The organism is Clostridium sp. BNL1100, from assembly GCF_000244875.1.
Taxonomy (GTDB): Bacteria; Bacillota; Clostridia; order Acetivibrionales; family DSM-1351; genus Ruminiclostridium.
On sequence record NC_016791.1, the window covers coordinates 4,448,950 to 4,464,253 of the forward strand.

Genomic DNA, 15,304 nt, shown 5'->3' on the forward strand with positions numbered 1-15,304 from the left:
CCGGGGACTAATAGATTTTGTTCGCTTAACCTTGAAGCAATTCCTTAGCCAATCATCTGTCCACCAAAACATGATAAGCACAGGAATTATTCGACATTGTACTGTTAATTCCTCCTATAATATCTAGATTTATACAATTATGTATATTTATTAATATGTTTTAATATTTTATGGAAAAATCTATAATTAAAAATGGATATAAAGCAGTTAACCTGACACCTCTTTAAATGATGTCAGGTTATAATTATACTTCTAGCCTGCTTATTGTCTCATGATTCATTCTCGGCCGCTACTAACGATTTATGTTCCCATTTACCCTGCCTGTATCTTATTATACTTGCAATTGCCGTAATACCCCATGTTAAACCTGTAGTAGCCCATACGCTCCAAACTCCAATAGTAGGAATCATTGCTAACCCAGTTGAAAACCCAACTCTACCTATAACTTCAACAAAACCGTTTATCATAGAATAGAACGCATCGCCGGCACCGTTTAAAACACCTCTTGTAATATATATCAGGCCCAGTGCAAAATACATACAGCTTGTAATTTTTATTGCTCTAGCACCAAGCTCTATTACAGCCGATTCTTTAACAAATATGCTCATAATTGCATGGCCTCCGAACTGGGCTGCCAACAGGGCCGTGAGGCTTAATACCGCTACTATTATGATACTTTTATGATAACCCTTTCTTACCCTCTCCAGCTTACCTGCACCCATATTCTGTCCCGCAAAGGTGGACATGGCTGCTCCCAAAGAGTTATAAGGCTGCCCTATAAGCTGTTCTACTCTGCTGGTTGCTGTATATGCAGCAACTGCTACTTTTCCAAATCCATTTACAACACTCTGCAATGCTACCAATGAAATAGCAATCATTGAGTTTTGCAATGCAACTGGAATTCCGATTTTAAAACATTTTTTTATAATAGGCCAACTTATTCTCATATGCTCTTTTTTTAATTTAAAATACGGATTTGTGGATAAAGCAAAGATAATGCAGCCCAAAGCAGCAATTGCCTGAGAAATAACAGTAGCACATGCTGTTCCCGCTACTCCAAACCCAAACTTCAGCACAAACAATAAATCCAGACCTACATTAACTCCACAAGATAGTATTAAAAATAACAAGGGTGTCCTTGAATCCCCTAATGCCCTCAATATACCAGCTATGGCGTTATACGCCGCTACTGCAATCATACCGCCGGCTGTTATTCTCAGAAACTTCACCGAATCATCTATAATTTCATGGGGCGTTCGCATCAACTCCAGTATAGGCCGGGCTAACAGGCAGGTTACTAAACTCATAAGTACTCCTGAAACGGCTATTACATATACTGCATTTGCTATAGCACTCTTTACATCTTCTTCTTTTTTTGCACCAAAATACTGTGAAATTATTATACCTATTCCGATGGACAACCCCAAACAGATAGAAAACGTCAGAAAATTTAGTGAGGCTGTAGCTCCCACCGCCGCAAGTGCATTAGCACCTACATACTTTCCTACAATAACTGAATCAATTAAATTGTAAAATTGTTGAAAGATATTACCGATAAGCATTGGTAATGAAAACTTTATTAGAAGCTTGACTTCATTTCCTTCTGTCATATCTTGCACGTAGTTTATTGACATTTTTGACCCCTTACATTATCAATTAATTTAAATACTGTGTATTGCTACAATGTCTTTTATTCTGTTTTGTCTTATGTATACATTATTATATCAGTATAGGTATATATTTGCTATGTAGTTGCTTAAAATAAGTGATTTTTCAAAAAAATATGCCTATAAGACGAAGTCATCTTACAGGCATACTTTTAAATTATTATCCTTAAGAGAGCATATTGTTTAATTTAAACTTTCGTAGTTCCTCATTTAATTTCTCAGCTAAATTTTGAAGTCCCATTACATAGTTATTAAATTCCTCCATAGTAGCATTAATTTCTTCTGCTGAAGCAGAGACCTCTTGTGAAGCTGCAGCTGTTTCCTGTGATGTTGAAGATATGCTTTCAATTTGTCTGGTAACTTCATCTTTTTGATGATTAATATTTAATACTTGCTCCCTTTACACTATAGACCATATTCATCAAATTATTTATGGAAGAATATATTTCGTTAAAAATCTCAATAATTTCTTCAACAGTCTTATCCTGATCACTCACAATACTCTTAGCTTGTTCCATAGCGTTTACTGCTGTATAGGATTTACCTTTAATTATTTCGACTATTCAAGTGATGTTTACTCCCACTTAAAAAACTTGACAGATATCCAGCTACAAACCACTGCAATTATACTAATTACACAAATCGATACCATTACATTATTTATACTTAAATTTAGTGATACACTTTTTAAAAGTTTTATTCCCTGAGTTAAAGGAAATATATCTGCCACCTTTTGGAGTACTGCCGGCATAACCTCATATGGTAATGTTCCTCCTGAGAAAATAAGCATAGGAAAATATAGAATACTTGCAATTACACCTGCTATTTTAGTATTTTTCGCTATTCCTCCCACCATAAATCCAATACTGAACATTGATATCATAACTAATGCGTATGCTCCTAAAAAGTTCATCCATGAACCCCTAAATTGAAAATTAAAAAATATTTTGGCCGTTAAATAAACAAGCACTAGTGAAACAATTGAATAAATGGCATATACAACCCCTTCAACAGCTAAAATCATTGACGGGCTGACTGGTGTTACTCTGAATCTTTTCAATATCTTTCTGTGACGATACTCAGATAGTACTAATGGTAATCCCATGGCGCCACCTGCACATATTGCAATGGTTGATATGGCTGCAAAGGATTGTTGCATAAATGTATAACCTGCTCCGGGAAATGCGGGCTTATTCCCATAAATTACTCCCAAAATAGTAGTAACTAATACTGGCATGCAGATTGCAAAGATGAACATGTCCATGCCTCTTAGTGATAACTTTAATTCAGTTTTCAGCATTGTTCTAAATACTTTCATCATCCAATTCCTCCTCATCTACATGCCATAAATAAGCATCCTCTAATTTTTCATATGGACTCATTGCTACTGCTTCTTCTACAGTTCCATAGAAATCTATTACCCCGTTTTTTAAAATACATATTTTATCGCAGAGAACTTCAACCTCATCCATGAAATGAGATGTTAAGAATATTGTGAGTCCTTGCTTCTTCAAATTTAATAAGCATTTCCATACATACCTTCTAACTTTTACGTCTAGTCCTGTTGTAAGCTCGTCCAGGAATACTACCTCTGGGTTAGGAATTAACCCTAGTATAATAAATAAACGTTGTTTTTCTCCTCCAGATAGTTCGCTTACAGGATTTTTAATCTTATCTTGAAGATTAAAATCCAATAATAATTTATTGTAATCTAATGGATTTTTATAGAGAACTTCAGTTATTTCACATAACTCTTTAACTGTAATTTTTTCCTGATAATTAGCTTCTTGAAACTGAACCCCAACTTTCTGAAATAGTTGTTTTCTTTCCTTTTGAGGATTCATACCCAAGATAGATACCTGCCCACTATCAAACTTTTTTGTTCCTAAAATGCACTCTATAGTAGTACTCTTTCCTGCACCGTTGGCCCCAAGCAATCCAAATACTTCACCTTTCTTTACGGATAAACTAATATCTTTTAGCACTTCAACCTCACCATAGGATTTATAAAGATTTTGAACTTTAATTAATTCCATGTGTTATTCCCTCCTTCTGATAAAAGAATAACACCATGATAAAGTCTGGTGTTAAAGTGTAGAGTTTATATTAAATTCGTTTTTCATATATTCTAATTGTTTCAATAAACTATGGGCATTTTTTTCTGCATCACTTAAAGAAATAAGCAACTTATCACATGCCGTAACAATCTCCTCATCCTTTTTAGGTTTATTGATTACCTCTCTAATATCAATTTCTTTACTTTCTGATATGGCATTCATCATTCTTAAAATTGCTGAAAGAGAATAGTTTGCACAACGTAAGGTGCGTATTATCTTTAATCTGTTAATATCACTGTCCGTATAAACTCGATAACCATTCTGCTTTCTCTTAACAATAAGCAAACCATTCATCTCCCAATTTCTTAATGTGTCCATTGTAACTTGTATATAGTCAGCAGTTTGCTTTCTTGTGAAAAATATATTGCTCTCTTCAGAATCTATATCTGATAAAAGCTTCTTCGAAAGTTCGATGGCTTCTTCTGCATTTTTTTGCTCTTGCTTTATCTGCTTAATATAATCATTTGTACATTTGATTGCTTCTTCAAGCTCCCCCTTTGCAGATAACTTAACAACATGGATTATTTTCTTTCTAAGTCCATTTTGCAGAATCTCCACTTTAAAGGCAGTTCTGGCAAGTTTAAGCTGCTCTATATGATAGTCAGTAAATACTCTATATCCATTTGGTAATCTCCTAGCCTCGGGTATTAACTTAAGCTTTTCGTACAAACGTACTGTGTTGGAATGTACCCCAATTCTTTTAGCTATTTCAGCTGTTTTATATATCCTATCCATATTATTTTCACCTCCGTGTTATCATCATAACACTTACGCAAAGTCTGGTGATATAGTGGAGAGTTTATTAATCCCTTGGAAAATTTGTTTATCATAATTGCTTACAGTAATTTTTATTTGTGATACGTCTTACCGTATTACTCAAAAACTAAAAAAAGCCATTAGCATATCTCAGGAAATTTCAAATATTATAAAGTCTGCTATCTTTCTTATCATAAAGCTAAATTTAAAACAAGCAAGAACATAGTTATTAAGGAATTACTTATTCCGTGTGCCAAGTATCCACCTAACAAGCTTTTTGATTTAACGAAAATATATCCAAAAGAGAAGCCCATAATTACAACAACTAAAATTTGAAGTGGTACTAGGTATGTTATAGTAAAAGGTAACATGGTCATTCCTATATGTCTTAGTGCAAAAATTATAGTTGAGGCAGTGATAGCTGCAGTTTCCAATCCTCTCTTGGTTTTAAATATATGACGCCATATCATTAAAAAAATCGTTATTAAGAAGCTCCTAAAATAAATTTCTTCAAGCCCTGAAACAAATAATTCAAAGAATGCATAAAATATAAAGTTATAAGTATTCAATGGAAAGGAAAATGTGTAACTAAATAAATTATACTTGGCTGCTATTGTACCAAAAAAAGCATATAAAGGAATAAAAACTGTTAGAAATATTATTGTTGCTTTTATGCTGAACTTATAGTTGAGCATATTAAAGCCAAATCCTTTAAGCGGTATTTTTAAAGCAATTCCTATAAAAACAATAATAATAAATGCAAATATTGCATTCACTATTCCATTTAAAAAGAGTGAAGCAATATTGGGGTTGAGAATATTTCTAAATATAGGCAATAAATATGCTTGTACTAAGTTATTGTTCAAAAAACCGTTGATAAAGTAACTTAGAAAGAATAGTAAAGCGATTTCTACTGGGATTAATAAAATAGATAAAACTTTTTTCATCATTACCCCCAAAAAATAATTACTAAAATTCACATTATTAAAATCATCTACTTGTTTACAGAAATTATAATATTAATTCCTGATCTTACCTATTACCTATACTATTCATATATGGCCCTCATTTGTGATATGTCTCATTCTTAATTATCTTAAAAGCCCTGTACACTTGCTCCATAAGTATAACTCTGGCCAGTTGGTGCGGATAGGTCATTTTTGAAAGACAAAGCCTGTAATCAGCAATATTTATAAGACTTTGATCTAAGCCAAGCGAGCCTCCTATAATGAATGTTATATGTGAATTCCCGGAAAGCATTATATTTTCAACCTTAGCGGAAAATCCCGAAGAAGTTATCTGTTCTCCCGCCAAGTCCAATAATATAACATAGCTTCCCTGTTTTACTCTCTTTAGTATCTTCTCCGCTTCCTTTTTCTTGACTTGACTTTCCTGTGCCTCACTGAGGGAGTCGGGTGCGTATTCATCATCTACTTCTATAATTTCGACTTCCGTGAAGCGGGATAATCTTTTGGAATACTCTGATATTGCTTCTTTCAAATACTTTTCTTTCAGCTTTCCTACAGCTGCTATTGTAATTTTCATTATCTTGTCTCCTAATTTCAACCTCAAAAAAATAAAGGAAAACCAGTAATTACTGATTTCCCCGTTTCCATTCTTTATTATATTATATTAATATGTCCTACCCTGTCCCTTAAAGCAACTGCAAGCTCAACGTCACTGCCTACTGCTATCTTTTTTTCATTTAATGCATTGTATGTTGTCTGGTAGGCAAGTTCCGGGAAATTGTTTTCACTGCTTAAATGCCCTAAAATAAACCGGGTGCAGCCTTTTTCAGCAAGGTATGTAATTACCTTGGCCGCATTCTCATTGGACAAGTGTCCGTGATCTCCCAGAATTCTTTTTTTCAATGGCCATGGGTAAGGGCCCACCTTTAGCATCTCTATATCATGATTAGATTCCAGCAAAACCAGGTCATTTCCTACTATATAGTCCAAAAGTTCATCACTCATATGTCCTATATCCGTTGCCGTTGTAATCCTTTTGCCCTCTGCAAAAAAGTTAAAACCTACGGGTTCCGCTGCATCATGGGGAATTGAAAATGGCCTTACACATATATCTCCGATTTCAAACTCTTCACCGGTACTGAATGCTACTTTGTTTTCAAGCTTTACAGGCCCAAGACCGGTTTCCATAGAACACCAGGTAGACTCATTTGCATATATGGGAATATCTACTTTCCTTGAAAGAATCCCCGCACCCCGAACATGGTCAACGTGTTCATGCGAAATTAATATAGCACTTAGTTCCTCCGGCTTTTCACCAATGGAACACAGTGCCTCAAGTATTTTCTTACCGCTCAAGCCGGCATCTATAAGAAGTTTTGTTTTTTCCGTACCAATAAAAAGAGCATTTCCGCTACTTCCGCTAAATAAACTGCAAAACTTGACCATTTAATTGACCTCTTTGTATATAATTAATCCTCGCAAGGTACCCTGCTGATATCTGCTCCGAGAATATTCAGCTTGTGTACAAAGTCCTCGTATCCTCTATCTATATATTTGATATTCAAAACTTCAGTACGCCCCTTAGAGATTAATCCTGCAAGAACCATCGCAGCCCCTGCCCTCAAATCAGTAGCTTTTACAGGTGCACCTGAAAGCGGATTTCCACCGTCTATGACAGCAATCCTTCCTTCAACCTTAATCCTTGCACCCATCCTTTTCAATTCATCCACATACTGGAATCTAGAATCCCATACGCCTTCCGTAATGGTACTTACACCCTCTGCAAGGCTTAAAAGCACGGTGGCCTGAGGATGAAGGTCAGTAGGAAATCCCGGATAAGGTAATGTCATTATGTTTACATTTCGAATCTTGTTTCCACCTAAAATTCTTATGAAATCTTCATCTTCCTGAACGGTAACACCCATTTCAATCAGCTTAGCAGTAAGTGATTCCATATGCTTGGGAATAACGTTTTTTACAGTTACATCTCCCTGAGTAGCAGCAGCAGCAATCATAAATGTTCCCGCCTCAATCATATCAGGAATAATGGAATGAGTTCCTCCGCCTTTTAGGTGATCTACACCCTTTATCTTTATGACATCTGTTCCGGCACCTCTAATGTTTGCACCCATAGCGTTGAGAAAGTTAGCAACATCAACTACATGCGGTTCCTTTGCAGCATTCTCAATAGTAGTCTGTCCATTAGCCTTTACAGCTGCCAGCATCAGGTTTATAGTAGCACCTACGCTTACAACGTCAAGGTAAATTTGAGCTCCGGTTAGATTTGAGGCATCTACCTTAACAATACCATGCTCAATCTCAACACTAGCTCCCATTGCTTCAAAACCCTTAATGTGCTGATCAATAGGTCTAAATCCAAAATCACAACCACCGGGAAGTGATACCTCCGCTTTTCCGAACCTTGCAATCAATGCTCCCAATAAATAGTATGAAGCCCTCATACTTTTTACGAGCTCATACGGAGCTGTCCAGCAACTGATTTCTCTGGTGTCACATATAACGGTGTTGGCATCTTCTTTAGTAATTTTAGCACCTAATTTACCGAGTATCTCCAATAAAACTTTTACATCCTTGATATCAGGAACATTTTCTATACGGCTGATACCGTTTATGATGAGTGCAGCAGGCAAAACAGCTACTGCAGCGTTCTTGGCTCCGCTAATTGTAACTTCGCCGTTTAGGGGACATGGCCCATTTATTATAAACTTATCCAAACCCTTATACACCAACCTTTTGTATAAACTGTCCAGGCTATAAACAGCAATACCTGTTTAATAAATCAAATGGTAAATCTGTAAATACGTCAAATTATGTAATCAATTATTAATTGCTAAAACATTACACACACGATTTCATTATACCATTTAGATTTAAATTATTCTACCATTAATATCATATATTAAAAATTACCAATCTTAGCTATTTTATTTCTTCACCATTACGTGCATTAAAATAAAATTCTTTTCCATCAGTATTTCTTATTCTCCAGGATAACCCTTCGTAAAGAGTCTTTGTTTCCTTGTCAACCCCGGTATAACCCTTAAATCCCATATCAACATTACATATGTCAATGCCTTGGTATTTAGTCATCTTTGTAATTAAAATCTGATACACGGGTATAACATTTATATCTCTTCTTGCAGTTATACTTATAGGTTTTTTATATTGATATTTTATCCCACGTATTTCCTTATTTATTACCTGAATCTCAATAAAATTATCAAAAACCTCATATCCTTTAAAAAAACCTTTATATATTAATAGTCTTTCGTTTACTTTTTTTGTATCAGGGTAGTAATCCTGTTTGAACTCATCGAATGGTAAATCCATTTTAGAAGCCAATACCTTGAACTTTGCATTGATACCTTCTTTGCTGTCGGTATAAACTTTCACACTGTTTTCGCCAGCGCCTGTATACTCAAAGCCCGAATCCGATGTGAACACAAGCTTATTCGTATCCTTTGTATATGTATCATTCCCTGATTTTACATATCCTTCCCCAAGCAATACCTCAGCTATCTTTGACTTTTTTAAGGGTCTTTCTTCATATTGGAGTATGTAATCTTTGCCTTTATATTTGGGTATGGGACATTCTACATTTATACCGTTTTTAGCCATAATTAGTCCCGTATTAGTTATAGTTTGCTGCGATACCTGCTCAACCTTAATATTTTTATACCAGGCGAAAGCCAAAACTATATTCAATATTGTAAATACTACTATTAAAATTATCTTGGCTCTTTTCCAGTCCATTTATCCTCCCTCTGGTCATTATGTAATTATTTCCCGTTACACCCTGTTATAATCATTTTTTTTAATTCTTTTTTATTTTTCGCTTAATGGTACTACATACCTACCATTGTCATCGGTATAAAGAACAAAACTTGGTGCTATATGTTCTTTAAGAGCAGAATTTGACAATACATAATATATCCCGAAATTCTTAACAGAAATATCTTTGTTGCTTAGCTCCGGATATTTTTCAAATGCCTTTGAGTACATATATTGGAATGCCCATTGATAATTTAACGGTTTTCCTGTTTTAAACTTAATAGGTATCATTTGACAATGGACTACTCTCTTTGAGTTTGCTTCAATAATAATACTGTTTTCCTGGTTATCCATACCTTTTGCAACTGAATAGTCCTTCAACATCACGGGAACCTCCCCATACTGTTCGTTTACCATGACAGCGTAGTCAAACTTAAATATATAGGAGTTTGACTTTTCCTCAATAGAGCTAAGATATACATTTACTTTAGAGAGAAAGTTATTTTGTTTGTTAACATCTATAATAAACTCTATTGCTTTCTTATAGGCATCCAATAACCTAAGATTATAGGCTGATGTCTGACTCCCTGTGTACTTATATTCCAGAACCGAGTTTTTGTATAACCGATACACGATGTCAAGTCTTTTAAAAACCACTGAACCATTGATGTCCCTGTCATAGTCATAATCCCTGCTTGACTCTCCGAACAGCTCTAAAGCAATCTTTTCATAATCTTCATAATCCAGAGACTTTAAGTCTGTTTCATCCATCCCTGAAAAAGTTGAACATGTGATGCTGGGATACACTTCATCAGTATTATCAAGCATGGGACCAAGCATATCATTTGGAAAATTTATTTCTTCGGATTTTCCCCACTTTTCAGCAGCAGTTTGATAATTTTTTGATGCCGGGTTATCTTTGAGGATATTATGCATTTCTGTAAATTCCTCACTTCTCAATGAATTAATCTTATTTATCAAGCTATATGTATATATATTCTTGTCATCTCTGATATAAAGAGTGTCGCTGTATCCGTTATCCGGGTCATCCGGACATATGATTATCTTATAAATGCTTGAAAGGCCATCTCCTGCAGAAGGCTTGAGATTTAACACCCATTTAACAATATCTATCGGAACAGATGTCTTAAACTCGAGCATATAGGGTTTACTGGCTGCCATTTTACCCCACAACTTATCATTATAGAGTTGCGTCTTTTGGGGTTTGTTATCAAGAGCTTGAGCCAAATACAGCTTAGCTCCATCCCAAATACTGTTATAATCCTTTGACCCATTGGGGATAATAAAATGATCTCCATCAAAGTCTGTTGACAGCACAATTCTTGAAGGTAAAAGATACTTTGATTTTGTGTCCTCTACCGATATCTGTAATGCAATTTTGGAATCAGAAAAAAGAGACGATAAAAAAGGGAAACTGCTGGATTGAGTACTCCAGAGAATTCCCACCTGTACTACGCAAAGAACTATTAAGAATATCAAAAAAACTGTTTTAAGCTTTTCGAAATAAAATCTTACTTTATAAGAACTTAATTTTATCATAATATTTTAAAATTTATCTAAAAGCCAATTACGGATATTATCTAACAAACTCTTCTTTTCTGCAGCGTAAATTATAGTGTAATCCTTGGTTTGCGGATCGTCTTTGGTAGCCTTAGTATAAGCTATAACCTTGATATGATTTTCACCTTTATATTTTAGTTCAACGTTCTTACCAAACAGCTTACTGCTTCCGACTTTAAAGGTTAAATCTCCGTCAGTTGTCTCAAGAGGCTGGAACTTCTCAGTAACTTTATCCCAGTATTCAAACTCAATAAAAGTTTCATCATAAGTACACACGCCACAAATTGAAAACACGGGCTTTTCTACTACCTCATTGCCGTCTGGTCTAGTAATCTTGACAATATTTGAAGCTGCCATTGCAGGTACGGCGAATAAAGCTGTTAATACAGAAACTATTATAATAAAAATCAGTATTTTTGATTTCATACTATCACCTCGAGAAAAAAACAACTATTTGTACTATTTCCCAGTACTATATATTTATTATAATACAAATTCTGTTACAATTCCATTACATGGCATTTAAAAAATATTTACACTGCACATGGTAATTTAACTGTTACCTCGGTACCTTTCCCTATTTCACTGGAAATATTTATAGTACCGCCGTGTGCCTGAACAATTTCCTTGGCAATAGAAAGGCCTAACCCTGTGCCTCCCATATCTCTTGACCTTGCCTTGTCTACCCTGTAGAACCTCTCGAACACTCTGGGTAAGGACTCACTTGGAATTCCTATCCCTGTATCCGTAACTTTTACATATATATCGTTATAGATAATACCTACATAAACTGTTATTTCACCATGCTCAGAGGTATACTTGATTGAGTTGCTAATAAGGTTTACTATAACTTGTTCCAATCTGTCCTTATCAGCACTTATTGCAGGAATATCTCCTATTACGTAGCTTTCAAGCTTTTGATGCTTTCTTTGTGCTTCAATTTGCAGTCTTTCTACAATAGCTTTTACAATTGCGTCCAGAGACACACTTTCCATTTTCCAATTCATCTGCTGATTATCAAGTCTGGATAACTGAAGCAAATCCTTTACCAATCTGGTCATTCTATCAGCCTCGGAATCAATTACACTTAGAAAACGTTTTGATGTTTCCTGATCCTCCATAGCACCTTCCAAGAGTGTTTCGGTATAGCTTTTTATTGAAGTAATAGGAGTACGAAGTTCATGTGAAACATTTGCTACAAATTCTCGTCTCATACTATCAAGCTTTTGGTGTTCAGTATCATCGTGAAGTACTACTATAATACCTTCCGGTTTTTTATGGGTATCTGTAAATACAGCAAAATACACCTTTACATACATATCATTTAAAATAGTATCTGATTCCCTCACAGGTGATTCTTCAAAATAAACTATATCTTCAATTCTGACATCCAGACCTACCTTAACGGCAAATTCTTTGAAAGGATTGTTTACCACGTCATTGCCAAGGAGCTTTCTTGCTGCCGGGTTAGCGTGAATAGCCATCCCCTTTAAGTCAAAGGCTATTACACCGTCAGCCATGTAGTTGAGTATCGTCTCAACCTTGTTCTTCTCACTTGAAATCTCGGACAATGTCTTCTTAAGCTCAGATGCCATATAGTTGAAGGTTCTTGTCAGGTTTCCTATTTCGTCTTCCGATTTAACTGCCAGCTGTTCGCCAAAATCGCCTTCAGCAACTTTTTCAGCCTTATGCATAACACTTATTATCGGAGATGTAATAGTCTTTGAAAGCATGTATCCCAGAAACAATGACAAAAAAACTGCTATAAGAGCACTGGTAAGTATCAGGTAGTTAAATTTCTCCAATATTGGCAGCCATGCTTCTTCCTGATACGTAAAGTAAAAAATCAAATTATCTTGAGGCTGTTTAATATATTCAAAATACTTACCGTTAGCACCTTTAATTAAACGCTCGTTTTTCTGGGGTTGGTTACCTGCCCAGATAGACATGAGACTTTCACTGGTTTTAATATTATTTGCAAACTCCTCAGAATCATCCGTATAACCCTTTTCAGACGAATAAAGGATTCCGCCTGTAGAAGTCTGTATCTTTGTTAAGTCAATTATTGTCATTCCGAGGTATGAGGAATTTGCCCCGAAGAACAGGGCATCCCCACCTTCAGTAAAATAATCCGAAAGTTTTTGATTGGATTCCGGAACTCCGCCTCTTACATCTATCCAGTTTTTATACCCTGTCTCTATACTGTTTGCAAAGCTGTCATAATATATATTCTGAAGCCCGGTATTAATAACCACATATACTACGGAAACCAGAATAATACACATTGAAATGAAAATGTAAACAAGCTTCCACTGCAGACTGCTGAGAAGCCTAAAAAACCCTTTCCAAAATTTCATGTTAACTCCTACATATTACATTTAGCTAAATTAAACTAAATTTTATTGAAATAGTATCCGACTCCTCTTTTAGTAACAATGTACTGTGGATTTGCAGGATCCTGCTCGAGTTTTTCCCTTACTCTTCTGACTGTAACGTCAACAGTTCTTACATCCCCGTAGTATTCATAGCCCCAAACCTTTTCCAGAAGAGTTTCTCTTGAAAAAATGGTTCCTTGCTGCGCTGCGAGGAATTTTACCAGTTCAAACTCACGGAGAGTAAGCTCTATGGTTTCTTCTCCCCTCTTAATTTCATACCTGTCTATATCAATAGTTAAATCTCCATACTTGTTTATGTGTGAATTAGTATCCTCACCTGACTGCTCACCGGGTATCAGCCTTCTGAGGTTTGCCTTAACCCGTGCCATAAGTTCTCTTGGGCTAAATGGCTTTGTTATATAATCATCTGCTCCCAGCTCAAGACCCAGAACTTTGTCCACTTCCTCTTCCTTTGCAGTCAGCATAAGAATAGGTGTTGAAATAGATTGTCTTAATTTTCTGCATACAGTGAACCCATCCATTTTCGGAAGCATTATATCCAGCAAAATGAGATCCGGATTCTGGGAAAGTGCGAGGTTAACTGCTTCCTCCCCGTCATAAGCCTCTATTGTATCATAGCCTTCCTTCTTTAGGTTGAATTTCAATATGTCGACAATATTTTTCTCATCGTCTACAATTAAGATCTTTTTGCTCAAAATGACACCCCTAATCAAATTTTTTATGTATTTCTACACTCAAACCTACATGAATTATACCATTAATTATACGTAATTAAAAATTAATATTTTGGTAATAGTGCTTTTTATGTAAAATTGAAGGAGTATAAATAATATACTCCTGTAACTTAGACGTAATCTTTCTGAAAAAGTTCCGGTGGTTTTTAATCTTTATTTTGGTAGAAATTAAGTTATTTCTGGAATTTTTCTGATGCAAGGTAATAATCAAGTTTAGCCTGCTTATATGCTATAACTGAATCCTCATATTTCTGGATTGAATCATTATATGTAACAATATATATATATCCATTATTATATTGAACCTTTGCAGCATTCATCTGCTTTTGATTAAGATTTAACTCCATTTTTTTAATGTCAATATCATCTCTTAAATTTAAAAGCTCATTATATTCTGTCAAAACATTATTTTCTTCATCTAGTAAGAGCTTGTTGTAATCATATTCCGCAATTAGTAATTTATCCTCAGCTTCTTCCAAACCATCCGGAATTATCTGTGTGGAGCTGAAATTTATTATTTTATATTCTATTTTTGCTTCGTTCCAGTCATTAAGTGCTTTTAATATTGATGATCTTTTTACTACTCTGTCATTTAAAATCTTATTTGTGTTTAACTTATCAACCTCATAAAATGGGACATCTTGCTTTACTAAATTTATCTTACTAGATAACGGTCTGCCAAGTAATGAATTCAAATCTATAGTCAAACTATTCAAATCTCTCTCTACCAAATCCTTTTGTTGTTCTGCTTTTTTTAATGCAACTTCTGTTTCTTCAACAACAGACTTTAATTCCCCGCCAGCTGCAACCCGTACTTTGAGAATTTTCAACTTGTTGTTAAGTCTGCTTATGGCATTTATCTCGCTCTGCATCTTTTCCACTGTAAATAGATACTCAAAATATGCTTTTGTAATATCAAGCTTCAAAGATGATATTTTTTCGTTTTTCTGTAGCTGTATTACTGCTAAGGCATCATTCTTTTGAGCAGGAATTAATTCCTTAACTTTTTTTACTTCCGCTCTTTGAGTATCAGTATTCCATGATTCGTCGGTTATTTCAGCTTTTCTTTTTGCGTAATCAAGCCTTTTTTGAGCATTTAATATTTGATTATCTATAAGTTTCACCGAATTATTCTCTAAAGCCACCTCCTGAGCCTGTCCTAAAGTAATCTGTTTATCTAGAGGTACAGCACCAACCGTGTATGACAAGGTTATCAGTATTGATATAACTATGGTAATTGCTGCTATAGAATTTATTATTTTCTTCATACTTATTCTCCTTTTTTGATATTAA

The 15,304-nt window shown here is 35.0% G+C and carries 15 protein-coding genes; all 15 read right to left on the reverse strand.

The annotated features are described in order from the left end of the window. Positions 1-269: 269 nt before the first annotated feature. The 15 genes from CLO1100_RS19235 to CLO1100_RS19300 all read right to left on the reverse strand — a co-directional run bounded on the left by CLO1100_RS19235 (position 270) and on the right by CLO1100_RS19300 (position 15,279). Positions 270-1,634: an MATE family efflux transporter gene (locus tag CLO1100_RS19235; protein ID WP_014315439.1), complete on the reverse strand. Its 1,365-nt coding sequence runs from the start codon at positions 1,632-1,634 to the stop codon at positions 270-272. A 410-nt stretch (positions 1,635-2,044) separates the two neighbouring features. After that, the gene (locus tag CLO1100_RS20900) at positions 2,045-2,185 is read right to left on the reverse strand and encodes a hypothetical protein (RefSeq protein WP_187288900.1); all 141 of its coding nucleotides are present in this window, start codon (positions 2,183-2,185) and stop codon (positions 2,045-2,047) included. A 56-nt stretch (positions 2,186-2,241) separates the two neighbouring features. After that, positions 2,242-2,985 (reverse strand): ABC transporter permease, encoded by a 744-nt coding sequence (locus CLO1100_RS19240; protein WP_041700530.1) that lies wholly within the window; start codon positions 2,983-2,985, stop codon positions 2,242-2,244. Further along, positions 2,972-3,703: an ABC transporter ATP-binding protein gene (locus CLO1100_RS19245; RefSeq protein ID WP_014315441.1), complete on the reverse strand. Its 732-nt coding sequence runs from the start codon at positions 3,701-3,703 to the stop codon at positions 2,972-2,974. Before CLO1100_RS19245 ends, CLO1100_RS19240 begins: the two co-directional genes overlap by 14 nt. A 51-nt stretch (positions 3,704-3,754) precedes the next feature. Then, on the reverse strand, positions 3,755-4,519 hold the full coding sequence (locus CLO1100_RS19250) for a MerR family transcriptional regulator (protein WP_014315442.1): 765 nt from the start codon (positions 4,517-4,519) through the stop codon (positions 3,755-3,757). A gap of 212 nt (positions 4,520-4,731) precedes the next feature. Next, the gene (locus CLO1100_RS19255) at positions 4,732-5,487 is read right to left on the reverse strand and encodes a CPBP family intramembrane glutamic endopeptidase (protein WP_014315443.1); all 756 of its coding nucleotides are present in this window, start codon (positions 5,485-5,487) and stop codon (positions 4,732-4,734) included. 118 nt (positions 5,488-5,605) lie between these two features. After that, positions 5,606-6,085 carry a 23S rRNA (pseudouridine(1915)-N(3))-methyltransferase RlmH gene (gene rlmH, locus CLO1100_RS19260; RefSeq protein ID WP_014315444.1) on the reverse strand — a complete coding sequence of 160 codons (480 nt, stop codon included), beginning with the start codon at positions 6,083-6,085 and terminating at the stop codon, positions 5,606-5,608. Between the two features lie 77 nt (positions 6,086-6,162). Then, entirely contained in the window at positions 6,163-6,954 is a 792-nt protein-coding gene (locus CLO1100_RS19265; RefSeq protein WP_014315445.1) for an MBL fold metallo-hydrolase, read from the reverse strand. A 23-nt stretch (positions 6,955-6,977) separates the two neighbouring features. Beyond that, positions 6,978-8,243, reverse strand: a complete 1,266-nt coding sequence (locus tag CLO1100_RS19270) for a UDP-N-acetylglucosamine 1-carboxyvinyltransferase (protein WP_014315446.1) — start codon at positions 8,241-8,243, stop codon at positions 6,978-6,980. Between the two features lie 205 nt (positions 8,244-8,448). Beyond that, the gene (gene yycI / locus CLO1100_RS19275) at positions 8,449-9,282 is read right to left on the reverse strand and encodes a two-component system regulatory protein YycI (RefSeq protein ID WP_014315447.1); all 834 of its coding nucleotides are present in this window, start codon (positions 9,280-9,282) and stop codon (positions 8,449-8,451) included. Positions 9,283-9,354: 72 nt separating this feature from the next. Further along, on the reverse strand, positions 9,355-10,860 hold the full coding sequence (locus tag CLO1100_RS19280) for a hypothetical protein (protein ID WP_014315448.1): 1,506 nt from the start codon (positions 10,858-10,860) through the stop codon (positions 9,355-9,357). 6 nt (positions 10,861-10,866) lie between these two features. Then, entirely contained in the window at positions 10,867-11,307 is a 441-nt protein-coding gene (locus tag CLO1100_RS19285) for a hypothetical protein (protein WP_014315449.1), read from the reverse strand. 107 nt (positions 11,308-11,414) lie between these two features. After that, entirely contained in the window at positions 11,415-13,238 is a 1,824-nt protein-coding gene (locus tag CLO1100_RS19290; RefSeq protein WP_014315450.1) for an ATP-binding protein, read from the reverse strand. 35 nt (positions 13,239-13,273) lie between these two features. Beyond that, complete coding sequence (gene yycF, locus CLO1100_RS19295; protein ID WP_014315451.1) at positions 13,274-13,972, reverse strand: response regulator YycF; 699 nt, start codon at positions 13,970-13,972, stop codon at positions 13,274-13,276. 212 nt (positions 13,973-14,184) lie between these two features. After that, complete coding sequence (locus CLO1100_RS19300) at positions 14,185-15,279, reverse strand: TolC family protein (RefSeq protein ID WP_014315452.1); 1,095 nt, start codon at positions 15,277-15,279, stop codon at positions 14,185-14,187. Positions 15,280-15,304: the final 25 nt, after the last annotated feature.

Coding starts and splice junctions, on each gene's coding strand:
- CLO1100_RS19290 (WP_014315450.1), bottom strand. CDS start 13,238: ATGAAATTTTGGAAAGGGTTTTTTAGGCTTCTCAGCAGTCTGCAGTGG.
- CLO1100_RS19240 (WP_041700530.1), bottom strand. CDS start 2,985: ATGAAAGTATTTAGAACAATGCTGAAAACTGAATTAAAGTTATCACTA.
- CLO1100_RS19300 (WP_014315452.1), bottom strand. CDS start 15,279: ATGAAGAAAATAATAAATTCTATAGCAGCAATTACCATAGTTATATCA.
- CLO1100_RS19285 (WP_014315449.1), bottom strand. CDS start 11,307: ATGAAATCAAAAATACTGATTTTTATTATAATAGTTTCTGTATTAACA.
- CLO1100_RS19280 (WP_014315448.1), bottom strand. CDS start 10,860: ATGATAAAATTAAGTTCTTATAAAGTAAGATTTTATTTCGAAAAGCTT.
- CLO1100_RS19255 (WP_014315443.1), bottom strand. CDS start 5,487: ATGAAAAAAGTTTTATCTATTTTATTAATCCCAGTAGAAATCGCTTTA.
- CLO1100_RS19250 (WP_014315442.1), bottom strand. CDS start 4,519: ATGGATAGGATATATAAAACAGCTGAAATAGCTAAAAGAATTGGGGTA.
- rlmH (WP_014315444.1), bottom strand. CDS start 6,085: ATGAAAATTACAATAGCAGCTGTAGGAAAGCTGAAAGAAAAGTATTTG.
- CLO1100_RS19245 (WP_014315441.1), bottom strand. CDS start 3,703: ATGGAATTAATTAAAGTTCAAAATCTTTATAAATCCTATGGTGAGGTT.
- CLO1100_RS19235 (WP_014315439.1), bottom strand. CDS start 1,634: ATGTCAATAAACTACGTGCAAGATATGACAGAAGGAAATGAAGTCAAG.
- yycI (WP_014315447.1), bottom strand. CDS start 9,282: ATGGACTGGAAAAGAGCCAAGATAATTTTAATAGTAGTATTTACAATA.
- CLO1100_RS20900 (WP_187288900.1), bottom strand. CDS start 2,185: ATGGAACAAGCTAAGAGTATTGTGAGTGATCAGGATAAGACTGTTGAA.
- CLO1100_RS19265 (WP_014315445.1), bottom strand. CDS start 6,954: ATGGTCAAGTTTTGCAGTTTATTTAGCGGAAGTAGCGGAAATGCTCTT.